16 protein-coding genes and 1 pseudogene are annotated in these 15,203 nt (G+C 63.9%); 9 read left to right on the top strand and 8 right to left on the bottom strand.

Features of this window, described 5'->3' with window-relative positions:
• Positions 1-275: 275 nt before the first annotated feature.
• Positions 276-1,838: an AMP-binding protein gene (locus ACTGJ9_RS01690; RefSeq protein ID WP_456675658.1), complete on the bottom strand. Its 1,563-nt coding sequence runs from the start codon at positions 1,836-1,838 to the stop codon at positions 276-278.
• A gap of 124 nt (positions 1,839-1,962) precedes the next feature.
• Between ACTGJ9_RS01690 and ACTGJ9_RS01685 the strand changes: the two genes are divergently transcribed.
• From ACTGJ9_RS01685 to ACTGJ9_RS01670, 4 genes are all read left to right on the top strand, one after another.
• Positions 1,963-2,928 carry an NAD(P)H-dependent flavin oxidoreductase gene (locus tag ACTGJ9_RS01685; protein WP_456675657.1) on the top strand — a complete coding sequence of 322 codons (966 nt, stop codon included), beginning with the start codon at positions 1,963-1,965 and terminating at the stop codon, positions 2,926-2,928.
• Between the two features lie 123 nt (positions 2,929-3,051).
• Positions 3,052-3,300: a hypothetical protein gene (locus ACTGJ9_RS01680; RefSeq protein WP_456675656.1), complete on the top strand. Its 249-nt coding sequence runs from the start codon at positions 3,052-3,054 to the stop codon at positions 3,298-3,300.
• Positions 3,301-3,432: 132 nt separating this feature from the next.
• On the top strand, positions 3,433-4,167 hold the full coding sequence (locus tag ACTGJ9_RS01675; protein WP_456675655.1) for a hypothetical protein: 735 nt from the start codon (positions 3,433-3,435) through the stop codon (positions 4,165-4,167).
• 85 nt (positions 4,168-4,252) lie between these two features.
• On the top strand, positions 4,253-4,930 hold the full coding sequence (locus ACTGJ9_RS01670; protein WP_456675654.1) for a hypothetical protein: 678 nt from the start codon (positions 4,253-4,255) through the stop codon (positions 4,928-4,930).
• A gap of 71 nt (positions 4,931-5,001) precedes the next feature.
• Here ACTGJ9_RS01670 and ACTGJ9_RS01665 read toward each other — a convergent pair whose 3' ends face one another.
• Complete coding sequence (locus tag ACTGJ9_RS01665) at positions 5,002-5,226, bottom strand: cysteine rich repeat-containing protein (RefSeq protein ID WP_456675653.1); 225 nt, start codon at positions 5,224-5,226, stop codon at positions 5,002-5,004.
• 233 nt (positions 5,227-5,459) lie between these two features.
• Here ACTGJ9_RS01665 and ACTGJ9_RS01660 point away from each other — a divergent pair, with 233 nt between their 5' ends.
• The gene (locus ACTGJ9_RS01660; RefSeq protein WP_456675652.1) at positions 5,460-5,750 is read left to right on the top strand and encodes a hypothetical protein; all 291 of its coding nucleotides are present in this window, start codon (positions 5,460-5,462) and stop codon (positions 5,748-5,750) included.
• 134 nt (positions 5,751-5,884) lie between these two features.
• On the opposite strand, the gene ACTGJ9_RS01655 is transcribed toward ACTGJ9_RS01660, so the two are convergent.
• The 5 genes from ACTGJ9_RS01655 to ACTGJ9_RS01635 form a co-directional block, all read right to left on the bottom strand.
• Positions 5,885-7,801, bottom strand: coding sequence for an ATP-binding protein (locus tag ACTGJ9_RS01655; RefSeq protein ID WP_456675651.1), 1,917 nt, complete (start codon positions 7,799-7,801; stop codon positions 5,885-5,887).
• Positions 7,798-8,469 carry a response regulator gene (locus tag ACTGJ9_RS01650; RefSeq protein ID WP_456675650.1) on the bottom strand — a complete coding sequence of 224 codons (672 nt, stop codon included), beginning with the start codon at positions 8,467-8,469 and terminating at the stop codon, positions 7,798-7,800. Before ACTGJ9_RS01650 ends, ACTGJ9_RS01655 begins: the two co-directional genes overlap by 4 nt.
• Positions 8,470-8,547: 78 nt before the next feature.
• Positions 8,548-10,299: a hypothetical protein gene (locus ACTGJ9_RS01645; protein ID WP_456675649.1), complete on the bottom strand. Its 1,752-nt coding sequence runs from the start codon at positions 10,297-10,299 to the stop codon at positions 8,548-8,550.
• Positions 10,184-11,242 (bottom strand): DUF2235 domain-containing protein, encoded by a 1,059-nt coding sequence (locus tag ACTGJ9_RS01640; protein WP_456675648.1) that lies wholly within the window; start codon positions 11,240-11,242, stop codon positions 10,184-10,186. The genes ACTGJ9_RS01645 and ACTGJ9_RS01640 overlap by 116 nt, the downstream gene beginning before the upstream one ends.
• A gap of 283 nt (positions 11,243-11,525) precedes the next feature.
• Positions 11,526-11,759: a hypothetical protein gene (locus ACTGJ9_RS01635; protein WP_456675647.1), complete on the bottom strand. Its 234-nt coding sequence runs from the start codon at positions 11,757-11,759 to the stop codon at positions 11,526-11,528.
• A 223-nt stretch (positions 11,760-11,982) separates the two neighbouring features.
• On the opposite strand from ACTGJ9_RS01635, the gene ACTGJ9_RS01630 reads away from it, so the two are divergent.
• Positions 11,983-12,426: a DUF6314 family protein gene (locus ACTGJ9_RS01630; protein ID WP_456675646.1), complete on the top strand. Its 444-nt coding sequence runs from the start codon at positions 11,983-11,985 to the stop codon at positions 12,424-12,426.
• 185 nt (positions 12,427-12,611) lie between these two features.
• On the opposite strand, the pseudogene ACTGJ9_RS01625 reads toward ACTGJ9_RS01630, so the two are convergent.
• Positions 12,612-13,138: pseudogene (locus tag ACTGJ9_RS01625) on the bottom strand (DUF488 domain-containing protein).
• 233 nt (positions 13,139-13,371) lie between these two features.
• Between ACTGJ9_RS01625 and ACTGJ9_RS01620 the strand changes: the two are divergent.
• Genes ACTGJ9_RS01620 through ACTGJ9_RS01610 form a run of 3 tightly spaced genes read left to right on the top strand, consistent with a single transcriptional unit; the run spans position 13,372 to position 14,189 of the window.
• Entirely contained in the window at positions 13,372-13,614 is a 243-nt protein-coding gene (locus ACTGJ9_RS01620) for a DUF2945 domain-containing protein (protein WP_456675645.1), read from the top strand.
• The gene (locus ACTGJ9_RS01615; protein ID WP_456675644.1) at positions 13,611-13,769 is read left to right on the top strand and encodes a hypothetical protein; all 159 of its coding nucleotides are present in this window, start codon (positions 13,611-13,613) and stop codon (positions 13,767-13,769) included. Before ACTGJ9_RS01620 ends, ACTGJ9_RS01615 begins: the two co-directional genes overlap by 4 nt.
• A 48-nt stretch (positions 13,770-13,817) precedes the next feature.
• Positions 13,818-14,189, top strand: coding sequence for a hypothetical protein (locus ACTGJ9_RS01610; RefSeq protein WP_456675643.1), 372 nt, complete (start codon positions 13,818-13,820; stop codon positions 14,187-14,189).
• Positions 14,190-15,203: the final 1,014 nt, after the last annotated feature.

The raw sequence follows: 15,203 nt of genomic DNA, 5'->3' as shown, positions 1-15,203 counted from the left end.
GGATGCTTGGTCGTGTTCGACCATGGCATCCTGCCTGTTCACACGCCGTAGAAGATCTTGATCTCCCACAGCACCACGACGATAGCCGTGATCAACGTGACCGCGGCGACTGCACTTTCCAGGAAGCGACTCGCATATCTTACTCCGCTTCCCAGCCCCATCAGCGGTCTAGTTGATTCCCGGATTTGCCGGCAATCGCGCTGGCACCGCAGGCGCGTACTCCGTCACGCATTGTGGTGCCGAGGCCACAACGACACCGTAGAATTCCGGGGTATTTACCCAACCATCCGGTCGCGTCCGCTCCAGAAGCCTGCGCGCAGCACCTTCTTGTCGACCTTGCCGACGCCAGTCATCGGCAGCTGCTTGACGAACCGGATCTGTTTCGGCGCATGTGCGGAACCCTTACGCATTCGCACCAGATTGATCAGCTCGTCGGGATCGGGCTTTGCGCCCTCGCGCGGCACGATGATGGCCGTGACGGCCTCGCCCCATTTCTCGTCGGGGATGCCGACGACGGCGACCATCGCGACATCGGCATGTTGCGACAGCACGTCCTCGATCTCGCGCGGAAAGATGTTGAAGCCGCCGGTGACGATCATGTCCTTCTTGCGATCGAGGATGAACAGGTAGCCGCGCTCGTCCTGACGCGCGATGTCGCCGGTGTGAACCCAGCCATTCTTCAGCGTCTCGGCCGTGATGTCGGGCCGCTTCCAGTATTCCGCCATGACATGCGGCGCGCGCAAGCAGATCTCGCCGGCGTCACCGGTCTTCACCTCCTGGTCGTTGTCGTCGAGAATCCTGACCTCACAGGCCGCGATCGGGAAACCGCAGGACAAGAACAGGTCCGGCGTCCTGGGATCATGATCTCTTTTGCGCAGCACCGAGACCGGATAGCATTCGGTCTGGCCATAAAGCTGCGAAAACACCGGGCCGATGCGCTCGATGCCTTCGATCAGCCGGCTCGGCGACATCGCCGACGCCCCGTAGAGCACGAGCTCAAGCGATGAGAGATCGGTCTTTCCGAGTGCGGGATGATCGAGCAGCACATAGATCATGGTCGGCACGAACAGCGTGAAATTGATGCGCTCGCGTGCGATCGTCGCCAGCACCGCCTCGGGATCGAAACCTTTCAACATGTGCACGGTGCCGCCGCGCATCAGTGTCGGCAGCACCTTGGTGCCGGCGACATGGCTGATCGGAGCGACCGTGAGATAGCGCGCGGCGTCCGGGATCTCGAAATCGGCGAGGATCGCGCCGGCCGCGCCGGCATTCTCGCGATGATGGCGCAGCGCGCCCTTGGACTTGCCGGTGGCGCCGCCGGTGTAGTTCAGCGTGGAGAGATCGTCGAGACCAGCGAGGCATTGCGCGCTGGCATGTCCTGCGCCCTCGATCGCCTGCAGGAGGTCCACGCCGTAGTCGGCCGGCCCCATGGTGAAGACTGCCTTGAGCCGCATTGCTTTCGTGGCGAGTTCTCCACCGCGATCACGGAAGGCGGCCACATCGACCACCAGCACTTCGGCCTCGGAATCGTCGAGCTGAAACAGCTGGTCCGCCTCCGATCCCAGCGGATGCAGCCAGGTGATGCAGCATCGCGACAATTGCGCGGCGACGCCGGCGCACCAGGTGTCGGCGCGGTTCGCGGTGAGGAAGGCGACGCGCGCGCCGGGCTGCAGGCCGAGCCGCACGAACACGCCCTGGATTCGTCCGATCAGGTTGAGCGTGCCTTGATAGCTCAGCGATCCGCCGGGCCAGGCGAAAGCAGTGCGGCCGGGATAGCGCGCCAACGCCCGTAGCGTCTGCGCACAAGTCGGGGACGATGCGTGGAGCGGATCGGACATATGTTTCCTCGTTGCTTTGTCATCGGCTTCTCACGTGCCAATGTTGCCGATGACGCTAGCACAGAGAATGCGGCATGGAATTGCAAACCCGGCGCGCGGAGCCAAGAGTGATCAGGAGGCATGATTGACATCCGATCGACTGCAACGTTTTCGCGATCGTCTCTGCCTGCCTTTGATCGCGGCGCCGATGTTCCTGGTATCGGGTGTCGAGCTCATGGTCGCGGCCTGCCGCAATGGGGTCATCGGCAGCTTTCCCACCGTGAATTGCCGCAGCACGGAACAGCTCGACGAATGGTTCACCGAAATCGCAACGCGGTTGCGGCGGCACGAGGACCAAACCGGCCGCAAGGCCGCGCCGCTTTGCCCGAATTTGATCGTGCACCGCTCCAACGCGCGGCTGGAGCAGGATCTCGCCGTGTTGCTCAAGCACAAGCCTGAGATTGTCATCACCTCGGTCGGCTCGCCGGCGCCGGTGTTGAAGCCGCTACACGATGCCGGCGCATTGGTGCTGGCGGATGTCGCCTCCATCCGTCACGCCGAACGCGCGGCGGCGGCAGGCGCGGACGGACTGGTGCTGCTCACCGCGGGGGCGGGCGGACAGACCGGCTGGCTCAACCCGTTCGCCTTCGTCCGCGCGGTGCGCGCATTCTACGACGGCATCATCGTGCTCGCCGGCGGCATCAGCGATGGCCGCGCGCTGCATGCGGCCCAAGTGCTCGGCTGCGATCTCGGCTACATGGGCACAAAGTTCATCGCGACGCGCGAGAGCATGGCGGACGAACGCCACAAGCAGATGCTGGTCGAGAGCAGCGCCGACGACATTCTGCTCACCACCGCGTTCACGGGCTTGCAGACCAGCATGCTGAAGCCGTCGATCGTCGCGGCCGGGCTCGATCCTGATCAGCTGCCGGCACGCGGCGCCATCGACATCGGCAAGGACATCGACGTCGCCGCACGCGAGAGCCGCCCCAAACGTTGGCGTGACATCTGGAGCGGCGGGCATTCGACGTCGGGCGTCACCGACGTGATGGCAGTCGACGATCTCGTGGCGCGAACGGCCGCCGAATACCGCGACGCTGGCGGGCGATAGCGTTCCGCGCCGCCCGGCACGGTTAATCCCGCATGGCTCCGCAAGCCGGCACTTAACGGCAGATTAACCATCGCCCGCCAAGAATCCCCTCACGGCCGCCAATCAGGACGAGAGGGACAGGCAATGGATTTCGATTTTCTCAACAGCAAGACAGCCGCAACGGTGGACGAGATCCGCGTCCGCGTCGCACACGCGCTGGCCCGCCACCCGCTCTGCCGCAATGTCCGCTTCGACATCCTCAGCGTCCCCCGCACCCGCCGGGGCGGCAATTGGACGGTGACGCTGCAATCGGTCGAGCCGCGCGCCGTCTGGGAGGCTTCTGAGATTGTCGCCGACATCCAGGACGCCTACGATCTGGCCGCAGTTGCCTGATTTCATTTGGTTTTGGGGCTTGTCGTTGCAGGCAGGGCGATTGTCGCTGCAAAGGCACACTCAAGCCTTAATTCGTGCCCTTTTCCCGGGCACCGTTGACAACATCGTGAAGGGGTCCTTCCGGAGAGACGATTGTCCAGAGCGATCACCATCATTGTGCTGACCTGTTTCCTCGTCCTCGGTGCCGCCACCACTGCCATTCTCGGCCGCGACAGCGTGCCCAGCGTCAGCGCCGAGATGATCACGCAGGCCCCGGTCAAGCCGGTCGCCGCCAACCGCGCCGCCAAAGCGGACCGGCTGGTTCCGACACTGGCATTGGCCTCGGCCGCGATCGATCCGGTGCAGGTTCCCGCCGACAAGCTGTCCCAGGCCCCCGTGCTGATCGAGCCGCTGCGCCAGGCTTTTGCTGCGGCCACTCCGTCCGATTTCCCGATGTCCAAGACAAGTTCATCGACAAATTCATCGCAGAGCGCGAGCGAGGCGCCCGCTGCGGCGGAAACCACCGCCGCCATCGAGGCTGCACCGAAGCCGAAGGCCGTCGCGAAGCCGCAGCCGCAAAAGACCTATTCACTGCTCTCCGACGGGCAGATCGCCGGTATCAGGGATCGCCTGAAGCTGTCGTCGTCGCAGGAATATTACTGGCCCTCGGTCGAGTCTGCGCTGCGCAACGTCGCCCGCAAGATCTCGGCAAACAGGCTCTCCAATCCCAACGGGCCGAACGTGCAGATCGATCCGAACTGCGATGAGGTTCAGCAGCTGAAGTCCGCCGCAATGCCGCTGCTGTTCCAGCTCCGTGACGACCAGAAGGAAGAAGTGCGCAAGCTCGCCCGCATCATCGGGCTCGAGAAGGTCGCGCAGCAGATCTGACGCGAGGTTCCCGCTCCGGAACTGTTTGAATCAGGAACATCTAGCAATCGAGAGGCGTTGCACGCTCCAAAGAGGGAGTTGACCAATGCGCGCCTCGACAGCCTATTTCGTCGGCGCCGGATCGATCGTCGCCGCCATTGCGATTGGTCTCGGCGGTGGCATCGTCGCCGGCAATATCATGCACCCGATCGCGCCCAAGCAGGGCCCGGACACCAGCAAGACGGAGCGGCGCGCCGATGTCGTAACGACGACCAGTGCGCCGTCGGAGCGCGTGCAATATCTCACCGGCTCGCAAAGCTTTGGTGCGATGATTGCCGCGCCAGCGCAAGCGCAGGGCGAAGCCAAACCGGATTCCAAGCCCGACTCCGGGAGCGCCCAAGCCAATTCTCAACCGACAGCGCCGCCGTCTCCGCGGACCGCAGCAGTCGAACCGCCAAAATCCGCCTCGTCGTCCCAGTCAGAGACCAAGTCAGTCGAACAAAAGCCGTCGACCGAGCCCGGGTCGTCTTCCGACAACGCCTATGCCAAAGCCAGGGATGCTGATGTGAAGCGCGCCGCGTCGGAGCGGCGGCGATCGGAGCGGCGCGAGCGCTGGGCCGAGCGCCATCGCTATGAGCAGCGCGATGCACCTGCCGTGCGCGATCAGACGAATTGGGATGATATCGCGCGCAGCGTCCGCCAGGATCCTGATGCGCGCGACTATGCCAGCCGTCCTCGCGGTGGTTTCCCGCAGATCAGGCTCTTCGACGCCGATGACGACTAACAGCTGACACGTTCGCCGCCGCGCACGCGAACGTGAGCGGCGGGTTCGTTCTACGGCAGCGCCTGCCTCGCTCAGCCGCCGTGCGACTCCACCACCTTGCGGCAGCTGTCCGAAAGCCTGGTCTTGTTCTCGCGCAGGCAGGCATTCATCTGCGGCGGCTTGCCGACGTGCTCGGCGCAGAATTTGCTGGCGTCGCCGCGGCAGGCCATCTGCTCCTGCGGCGTGGGGCCGGATTGCGCCGTGGCAGGCAGGGCGGCGGCAGTGAGCAGCAGCGCGGCAGGAACTGAAATCTTCATAAAGCACCTCTTGGAATAGTGATGAGTCCCGCTCGGGATCGGGCGCGCCGGACCATCTCGCGGAGATCCATGGCCGGTCCATGCCATGTTCATGGCATCGGCTCGCCGGCTCGAACGCCGCACCCCCATCTTCATGGCATGTCTTGGTACGACGTCTTTTGCCATTGAGGTTGCACGTCGGCTGCGAGACCCGGTGATTGCATCGGGCGCCGAACGGGAAGCAGGAGAGCAAGATGTCGAGAAAAATGGGAGCGCTGAGCGCCGGGCTGACGATGATGATGCTGGCGGGTGCGGCGATGGTGTCGCTGGGCACGGGCCCGGCGCAAGCGGTGGTCCATTGCAAGACGGTCGGCGTGCCCAAGGGATGCGTGGTGCGGCCGGACGCAGCGGTGGTGGTGGCGCCCGGAGCGCCGGTCGCGGCTGCGGCGGTGGCAACGCCCGGCGTCGGTGCGCCTGGTGTCGGCGTTCGCGCCGGTACGCCGATGAATCGCGGCGGCCCGGTCAATCGCGTCGGCGTGCGCTGACGGTCCCTTTCCATTGAGTTGATTGCATTCTTTCGGGCCAAGGGAGCTTGCGAACGAACCCCCGTCCTCCGCAGGCGCATCATCCCGCCCGATCCCTCTCTCCGTGCGCCCCATGCGCCCGGGGAGGGGGCTTTTCAGCCGGTGGCAGCGTCGCTATCGGGAAAGACCTGCGGCAATTGCAGCCGCACCCGCGTTCCGGAAGTATCCGAGCGCAGATCGAGCACGGCGCCGCAGCGCGTGGCGCGGCTTCGCATGTTGCGCAGGCCGCGCGCGGTCTGGCTCGTGCCTGCGGCCTCGTAGTCGTCACCTGGCGCAAAGCCGCGACCGTCGTCGGCGACACTGATCACGCCGTACGGCCCCTGGCCGTCGTCGCGCGTCTCGATGGCAACCGTGATGTGGCGCGCGGCGGCGTGCTTGACCGCATTGGTCACCGCCTCGTCCAGGATGCGCACGATCTGGATGACATGCCATGGCCTGAGCTCGGGGTGCAGCGGCAGGCCCTGCGGTGTCGCCACGCGCCAGCCGAGCGCGATGTCATGCGGCCGCAACTGCATCGCGGCGCGCTCGCGCCAGGAGCCGAGCGCGAGCATGAGGTCGCCGCCGATGTCGTCCATGGAATCGATCACGAGGCGCAGATCCTTCAGCGCGGCGCGCGCCGCATCGGTGATGGTCGCGCCCTCCTGCCCGCGCTCGGAAAGCGCGACGATGCTGATCAGCTGGCCGCCGAGGCCGTCATGCAGGTCGCGCATCAGCCGCGTACGCTCGTTGGCGAGGGCGGCGGCCCGGGCGCGCGCCTCCTCGCGGGCAAAGCTCGCCTTCAGCCGCTCCTCGGCCTCGCGCACGCGGGCGACGAGCTGGCCGGCAAAGCTGTCGACCTGATTCAGCGCGCGGGCGAAACGCCAGGTGAGCCCGGCGCCGATCGCGACCAGCATCGCCGAATAGGACAGGCGGGAGACGAAGGTGCGTTCATTGGGCACGATCTCGAATACCGACAGCATGTCGTGGACCCAGCAGGTGAGCACGATTGTCACGGCGCAGCCGATCGTGAAGCTCGCGGCATCCTGCCGCCGCACCAGGGCCGCCGCGGTGATACAGGCCATCAGGAACAGGCTGATCCCGACAGTGGGGATACCCAGCAACAGGAACAGGATGCGCGGCAGCGGCGGACCAGCAATCAGGCCAACCACGAACACGGCCACCCCCGGCACGAACAGCAGCATGCCGTAGCGAGGCCAACGCCAGCCAAAGAACAACACGCCAAAGACGACGATCAGCGCGCTTTCGATCGGCGCCGACGCGAGCAGCACCCCGGCGAGCCGGGACACGGTGGCCGGCGGGACCGGAGGCGGCATGAATGCCTGGATCACGCCCAGCACCATCGCGGCCGCCAACACGCCATAGACCGGCTCGCGCCGCCGCATCAGCCACATGATCGCAAGGATGACGGCGAGGATCGATTGCCAGGCTGAGAACGCCACCGGCAATGTGACGAACAGCAGCGTGCGGGTCTCGAAGGCTGGACGCAGGGCGGCGTCCGGCCCGACATAGACCGTGTCGAGAAAGCCCTTCAGCGGCCCCCACACGAACAACCGCACCGTGATCGCGTTGCTGCCGTCATGCAGCAGCGAGGAAGGGATGGCGGCGATCTGCGGTGTGTTGCGGTCCGGCCGGTTGGAGTTGGCGTCGCGGCGGGAGTCGAGCACGACAACGCCGTTGACGGCGACCTCCACGGCGTTGCTGAAGCGCGGCAGGAAGACGGACCATCCGGCATCGCCGCTTTTGAAGGTGAAGGTACCGGTGTAGAGCGGAGGGTCGGCAAGCGAATAACGTGACGACGTGAAATGCGGCAGCGTCACGGGGCGTGTTATGCCGTTCTCGTTCAGTGAAAATCCGTTCAGCGCGAAATCTTCGGGGTCGCTAGGCTGGAGCAACCGTAGTCCGAGGATGGTCGCCATCACGATCAGCGCCTGAAGCAACAGATAAGGCACGAGGCGCGACATGAGCAGCCGGCGCCCGGTGCGCGTGGGTGCCTTCGCGGTAATCTCGCTCACAGCTTGATCAGGCCCTGCTGCACCGCCTCGAACACGGCTTCGCTCCGCGTGTGCACCTCGAGCTTGCGATAGATGTTCTTGATGTGGCCGGGCACGGTCTGCCTGGACAGGCCGAGATGGCTCGCGATCTCGGCGTAGCTGAAGCCCTTGGCGATGCCCCAGAGAATGTCGATCTCGCGTGGCGTGAGTTTTGCGGTGTTGAGCGCGGGCCCGGGCGGCGGTTCCGCCGAGTTCTGCGTTCGCCGTACGATGAAGCGCGCGATCGAGGCCGAGATCGGCGAATGCCCGGCGACCAGATCGCGCACGGTGGTGGCGATGTCGGTCGGGAAGGCGTCCTTGAGCAGATAGCCGGTGGCGCCGACGGTGATGGCGGAGATCACGCTTTCCTCGTCGCCGAGCGCGGAGATCACCATGATCTCGGTGTCCGGAAAGCGCTGTCTTGTCTCGCGGATCAGCTCGATGCCATGGCCGTCGGGCAGCCGCAAATCGGTCAGCAGCACGCGCGGCGCGCTGACGGCAAGCGCACTGCGGGCCTCACCGAGCGAGGCGGCCGTGCGCACTTCGTAACCAGCCTTCACCAGCGCGTCCTGAAGACGCCAGCAGGTCGGTGCGTCGTCTTCGACGAGGAGGATGGTGATGGCTTCACCGGTCTCGCCCTGGTCCGTCATGATCGTGGTCCCGGCCGCGTGTCCTCCGCGGCGCGCGCGGCAAGCTTAGCCGCGGCGCTGCGGGCGCGACACCCATAATCATGGGGGCGGGGGCGCTGGCAACCGCTGGAGGCGGATCGTCGCCGTTCCGCTGTTGTTTTTGTAGAACTGGACGCGGCGGCCCTGGACCGGCAAGAGCCAGCGCGGCGCGAAGCGTGTGGAGATAAACCGCGGAAAAAGCTGGACCGCGTCGTTGACGTAGAAAAACAGCTCGCCGGCCTCGGGCGCCTCGAATTCCGCGACAAACAGCTCGGACAATCCCTGTTTGCGCCAGAGCGCGCGCGCCGCCGGAAGTGCAGCGGCCGGGATCGGCTCGAAAGCTCCGAACGGCTTCCAGGCGCGACTCAATTCGCTGCCTTGTGTCTTGAACTCGGCGGAGTCCTCGACGTGAATCGGGTAGTTGTTCTTGCTCTCGTCCTCATAGACCGGCACGGTCGCATGGAGCCGCCGCGGCAACTCGTTCGCGGGCAGTCCGTTGATGGCCTGCAACGGCAGATCGTAGGATCCGCGCGCGCCGATCCGCACGACCGGCTGGAACCAATCGGCGCCCTGCAGCCGCAGGATCGGGACGGCGAGGCGGTGGGTCGGATCCGGCGGAGTCTTGAAGCCGTTTAGGCCGGTCATGATGGTGCGGTCGAACCACGGATCGGCCATCTCGATCCAGACGCGGTATTTGCGACCCTTCTCGACGGCGAGGCCGCTTGGCCAGCAGAAATCGCTGACGTCGAACAATTCGCCGTCGCGCGCCGCCACCGGCATGTCGCCGACGGCACGCGTCGATGCGCTGCTCTTGCAGAAATCGCCGACGCCCGCGCGCCAGTCGAGATAGCCGCGCGACAGCAACAGCAGAGCGGAGCCGAAAATGGCGGCGAGGAAAACCGCCGGCATCAACACGTTGGTGAAGGCCATGCGCACCGGCCAGGCATGCAGCCGCATCCAGCGGCCGATTGCGAGCAACCAGCCGGATTTGCTGACCCGGCTTCGCGATGCCATCCGGTCGGGCCGGTACCAGGCGAGCCGTGCGCGCTCCTGAATGCTGTCACGCAGCGCCGCATTCCTGTTCCACGCGATCAGGATGATGATGACGAGAACCGTGGTGACGGTGGGATAATAGAGCGCGATCGCAAACCATGGTGCCGCGTAGGACGGCAGGACGCTCGCGAGCAGATCGGCGAACGGCTTGACGACGGTACCGGTGCCGTTGTCGATCGCCGTGATCCATTTGAGCAGGGTAGTGCCCTCAAGCCAGTGCGCCTTGGACGAGCCCACGAGGGAGCGGGCAATCCAGGGCCATGCGGCGAACATGATGAGTGCGATCAGCAGCGAGAAATAGGCGAAGCGGCGCCACCACACCGTGTCGAGAACCTGCCGCGTCATCTCGGGATTCGGCGGGCTCATCGCCATGAAGGCGTCGGCTTCGGCCGCCCTGTGATCGTCGCCTTCTCGCTTCGCGTAGGCGGACCTCATGGCCTTGCGCGTTTCGTCCCGCGTCAGCGGCAGCACCTGTCCATCCGGCAGCAGCACCCTCGCATTTGCGGGAAGCATCAGCGGCGCGTAATTGTCGCATCCGTGCAGCATGCGCTCGACCACGCCGAAGTGCACCACCGGCGGTCCGCCATCTTCAACGCGGTCGTGGATCGGCCGCGGGCCGTAGCGGTACAGCACGCCGGCGCCGCTACGCGAATCGTGCATCGGCCCGATCGCCGACTGGTACTCGCGGAAGCGCGCGATCGTTCCGTCCTGGAAGCGGAGCTGGTTGCCGAGCTGCTCGGCCATCCACACCAACGGCACGAAGGACAGCGAGGATTCCTGGATAGCCGCCGCCGATGTCGGAATGGGAGCCGGCGAACCAGACCTCCTTGACGATCTGATCCTTGGCAAGGTCGGCCTGGTCGATGCGCAGGGGATGGAAGGTGGTGCGTTCGTCGTCGAGCGCGAGCGCATGGCAGGCGTGTTTCACCTTGTCGGAGAGCTGGTAGTTTCGGAACGAGATCGGCCAGATCGCCCAGTCGATCGCGACACGGAGCTCCTCGATCGGCACGCCGAACGCCTCGACCGTGTCGAACAGTCCGAGGAATTCGATCTTGACCTCCTTGCGGCCGTCCATGGCCTCGCGGACGCTGGCATAAGAACGATGCCGGAAAACGAGATCGTAGAGATAGATCAGCACGTCGCGGATCCACCGAACGACCCAGATCGTCGGCAGGCTGCGATAGCCGACCGAGTGCTTGCGATACTCCCGCCATGCGGCCATCGTATTACGCTGCATCTCCGCATGCGACACGGCGACCTTGTCGATCACCGCGGGCACGAGGCCCTGGCTCGCGATCAGGGCTGCCAGCGTCCGCGCGGTGAAGGCGCCGCGGCTGAAGCCGAAGATGTAGATCTCGTCGCCCTCGCGCCAGTTCCAGCACAGGAAGCGATAGAGCTTGCGGACGTTGGCGGGCACGCCGATGCCGGTGGCGCCGTCGAGCGCGGCGAGCGGCGCCCAGCCGGCGGTGCCGACGCCCTTGATGTAGTAGGCGATCTGGTCGGGCCTGGTGTGGTCGAGCGCCTCGTAGAGACGCCAGACGCTGGATTCCTGGGTGGTGAAGGCGTTGCCGGTGCCGTCGGCGAACAGCACCAGCTTGCGCGGCGGATGTGCGTCGGTTGCATTCTCTGCGGCATCCGGATGATCGTGCGTATGGTCCGGTCTGGCAGGACCGCCATGCAGCGCCGCGTCCTGGTGCGTCATGGACTCCTCCGAAAATTCAGTTGGGGATGCCTTGAGCCCCGCTTGGGTGGCATCCTTCAAATTCAATCAGTGGTTTGATCGTGAAGTAATGGATGTATTTCGCCCACAATCGCGCTGAGGCAGCAAGCAGGATTGCGCCGTCTTGCTCCGGCCGTCTATGATCTCCGCCACAATCGGCAAAAGAAATGCCGGCGCGGGGCAAGGAGGGCTGCGTTCGCAGCTGCTGGAGGATGGGTTAGCACCTGCCGAAGCTCGAAGAGCGAAGGCGGAGCGCGTAACCCCCCTACAAAATCTCCACATTCGGCGGCGGATATCGCCGCGCCAGCATCGACAGCGACAGGCGCCGTTCGTCCACCGGCAGCTCCAGCCAGGCCAGCACCAGCGGTCGCTTCCAGTCGCCGACGCCAAACTCCATGTCGACCCATTTCTGCGGCTCGGGCCGGTCGAGGCCGCGGACCCAGACGAAATAGCGGGGCAGCTCGCCCGCGTCGGTGTCCGTCGTGGGTCTCCTGGCCATCACTTGCTCACTGCCTCGACACGCGTTGTCGCCAGGATATAGGTAGCGCTACGGCAAAGTCGAACGCGCGGCCCGCGCTACTGCAAAGCCACGAACCGGCGGGACGCTTGGATCCAGAGCACATGGATGAAACTGTGGTCGAGGCTTGGGGTGATGCGTCGCAGGTGATGACGCGGCTGGTCGGCGCCTGGTCGTTCGACCGGGTCATCGACGGTCAGGGAGCATGCAGGGACTCGCGACCTTCGCGCCATTGGATGCGGAGCGCCTCGCCTATCGCGAGCAGGGACGCTTGACGCTCCAAAACGGGATCGAACTTGAAGCGGAGCGAGAGTACATCTTCCGCAAGCACGACCGGGGATTCGAGGTCTTCTTCAAGGAGAAGCCACCGCGGCTATTCCACTCCATCTCACTCTCTGCATCGGATGATGGAGCCTTGAACGGAAGCGCCAGCCATCTGTGCAGCCCCGATCATTATCAGTCGACCTACACCTTCCACCCCGATGGCGGCTTTGTCGTCCGCCATGTGGTCTCGGGCCCACACAAGGATTACACGATGATCACCGCCTACACGCGGGTCGCGCGAGGCACCGTTTGCAACGATCTGCACGATACTGCCGCTGATAGCGCCATTTCATCATTCGGCGTTTGGTGTGAAGGTGGTGGTTGAGGATTACGTTCATTCTGACGTCAAGTTTTTTTGCAGTGATCGCGGTCGGGCTGAGCTGTTACGGAGTCGCCGTGGTTGCAATAGTCGCCGCCGTGCGGATCGCTTTTGGCGGCTGAGTAGCGCGCATGTGGAGCGAGCAATCTGACGGGGGCGGCTCAGCGTGATAAACGGCAACGAACATCACTCTATCCCGACTGCAGGCCCTCGGCGGGATAGACCACCATTCCATCGTTGCGAACGACCGCGCCGGGTGTCAGGCTCGCCTCATCGACATGCGATTTCCCGAGAATGTGCATCACTTGCTCGCCTGCGGCGAGAAGGTAGTCGGCGATGATCCGGCGGTGGCAGCGCCACCAGACCGCTTCTGCGCACATGACAACGCACCGCTGATCCGCGCCACGTTCCCGCAGCCGCGCCAAGCCGGCGGCGAAGGGGGCCGTCAGGGCGTAGTCCGCATAGTTCCGAAAGCTGCGCACCTGCCAATAGGTGTTGGGCGAAAGCTCGGCGGCGCGCGACTTCCCCGGCGGCCCCCGAGTTCGGCGATATGCTCGTAGCCGATCTGCCAGGGCTCTAGCGTTCCCGGCAGTGTTTCCTGATTGAACTGCGGATTGATGCGCGACCGCGGTATCGACCTCACGTCGATAACGAGGTCGATTCCGGATTCCCGCAAGAGATCGACAAATTCGACGATCGTCCTGGTCGAGTGACCTATGGTGAAAAAGACGTTCGTGTCATCGCTCCAACGGACGAATCCGCATGATGAGCCGGCATCGCCGTGGACTCTAGGCGCGAGATTCCAAAATCAAAAGCGCTGGTTGTCGGCAGAATCTTGCGCTTTCGAGGAACTGACAGGGGGCGCGGCGGTTGGGATGCTCATGCCGCGAAAATATTCACTGCGAGGACTGCCTGCTTTACACTTTTCCGGCGGCATCGGGGCGAGCAACCGTGCCGAAGAACTTCAAGATTCATGATCGGGTGAGCTGGAATTCCGAGGCGGGACGCGTCAGCGGCACGATCACCCGCGTGCATACTCGCGAGTTCAAGGTCAAAGGCTATACGCACCATGCGAGCCCGGACGACCCACAATACGAAATCAAGAGCAGCAAGACGGATCATATCGCCTTCCACAAAGGTTCCGCGCTCACCAGGCTTGGCGACGGACGTCCCCATGCCAGGCGTACCCGATGACGGAGCTGCGGCTGCGATGCGAAAATGAGCCGGGTTTCAAGATGGTCAAATGGACCGCGGGGATCGAATTCGTGCACGATTTCGCTGATCTCGGCGCGGGCGCGGGCGGCTATAATGAGGACCATGAGTTCTATGGTTATCGTATGCCGATCTGACCGCCTTGAGCCGACGAACCTGCTTGTGACCACATAAGGGACCTACGCATGTCGCGAGAAAACTCCGATACCTCCAGCGATTCAAGCCAGCGTCAACGCGCCTTGGCTAGATGGGAAAACGAAGGAGGCGCCGGGCCCGAGGGTCCCGCCACGGTTTCATCCGACAACGCGCGCACTCCAGTACCGGAATTGACCAATGCCGAACTCGTGACGTTGCGCATCCGTGTCATCGCTTTGGAGAATCTGATGATTTCTCTGCTTGCGACAGCATCGGAAGACCAGCTTCGATTGGCTCGCGAAATGGCAGGCTATATCTCCCCACGACCCGGCTTTACCCAGCACCCACTGACCATTCATGCGGCGGCCCACATGATTGATCTTGTGGAGCGCGCTGGCTATTTTCGAGACTTTAAATCTTGATGGGGGCGAACGAGAGCCGAAGTCTTCGTCGGTGATCACGACCTGAAGTTGGATTGATCTCAAAGAGAGATAAAATCGCCACAGCAGCGATGCTTGGTGCCCCTGGCCGGCAATTGCTTAGCACTATAACCATCTGAAATTGAAGTCACTTTTATCGTTGGTTGCTGCCGATACCAGCACAAATACCAGCAAGATGACGCGCGGTATTCGCCGACAAAAATAAAACAGGCTTCCCGCAGCGGACACGCCTATGCCGTTCCAGACGCCACTATCGCCCCGACCGGAATCGAACCCGACCTGACCCGAAATGCCGACGGCATCGACAAGACATAATTCGCGAGGTCGAAGGGAGGTCTTCTCATGAGTATTGGAGCGTGTGGGGAAGCTGAGAGAAGCAACAGGCGAGGGTGGGGAGCCGGAGTCACTTTAGCGGAGCTCGGCACTCGGCTGATCGCCAAGAGACTGGAGAACCATAATCGGCAAATGTAGGTTCGACCCCCACTCTCTCCGCCAGCCGCCCGATTTTGTGCGCGAACCTACGATTTATCGACTATTTCGCGCTCGATAACGCCCTGTGGCCTCGACGCTTGCGCGGGCGCAATAATGCAGGACGCCCACACAATTGTGGCTCAGGCCCAGAATGCAATCATGCGATCAGTACGGCCGGATATTTTTGGTACGAAGGGCCGCTTATGGCGCGAAGCAGCCGTTCGCGGGATTGCCCGTTCATAGGGGCCGGCTCAGCCAGTCGTCCACCCGGACTTCTGAGTTTGATGCTGTGGACGGCGCCCACTGTGGGCATCCAGGTGCATAGGGTGGTTGCGTTGGAGCGGATCACATTGCGGGGAGCCGTCCATTCCGATGCATGGCTCTGCGACACACTGCTGCCGTCACCAGACGCCGACGTAACTCCAGACTCTCAGCATTACACCGGAGAGCTTGGTTGGGCGATACGCAGAATTCGTCATATTAAGGTATGAGCGGAACACTACGAAGCGACGAGTGGTACCGTCG

This window comes from Bradyrhizobium sp. RDM12, from assembly GCF_051917485.1.
Taxonomy (GTDB): Bacteria; Pseudomonadota; Alphaproteobacteria; order Rhizobiales; family Xanthobacteraceae; genus Bradyrhizobium.
The sequence above is the reverse complement of the archived record's forward strand: the minus strand, read 5'-3'. Positions and strand labels throughout refer to the sequence as shown.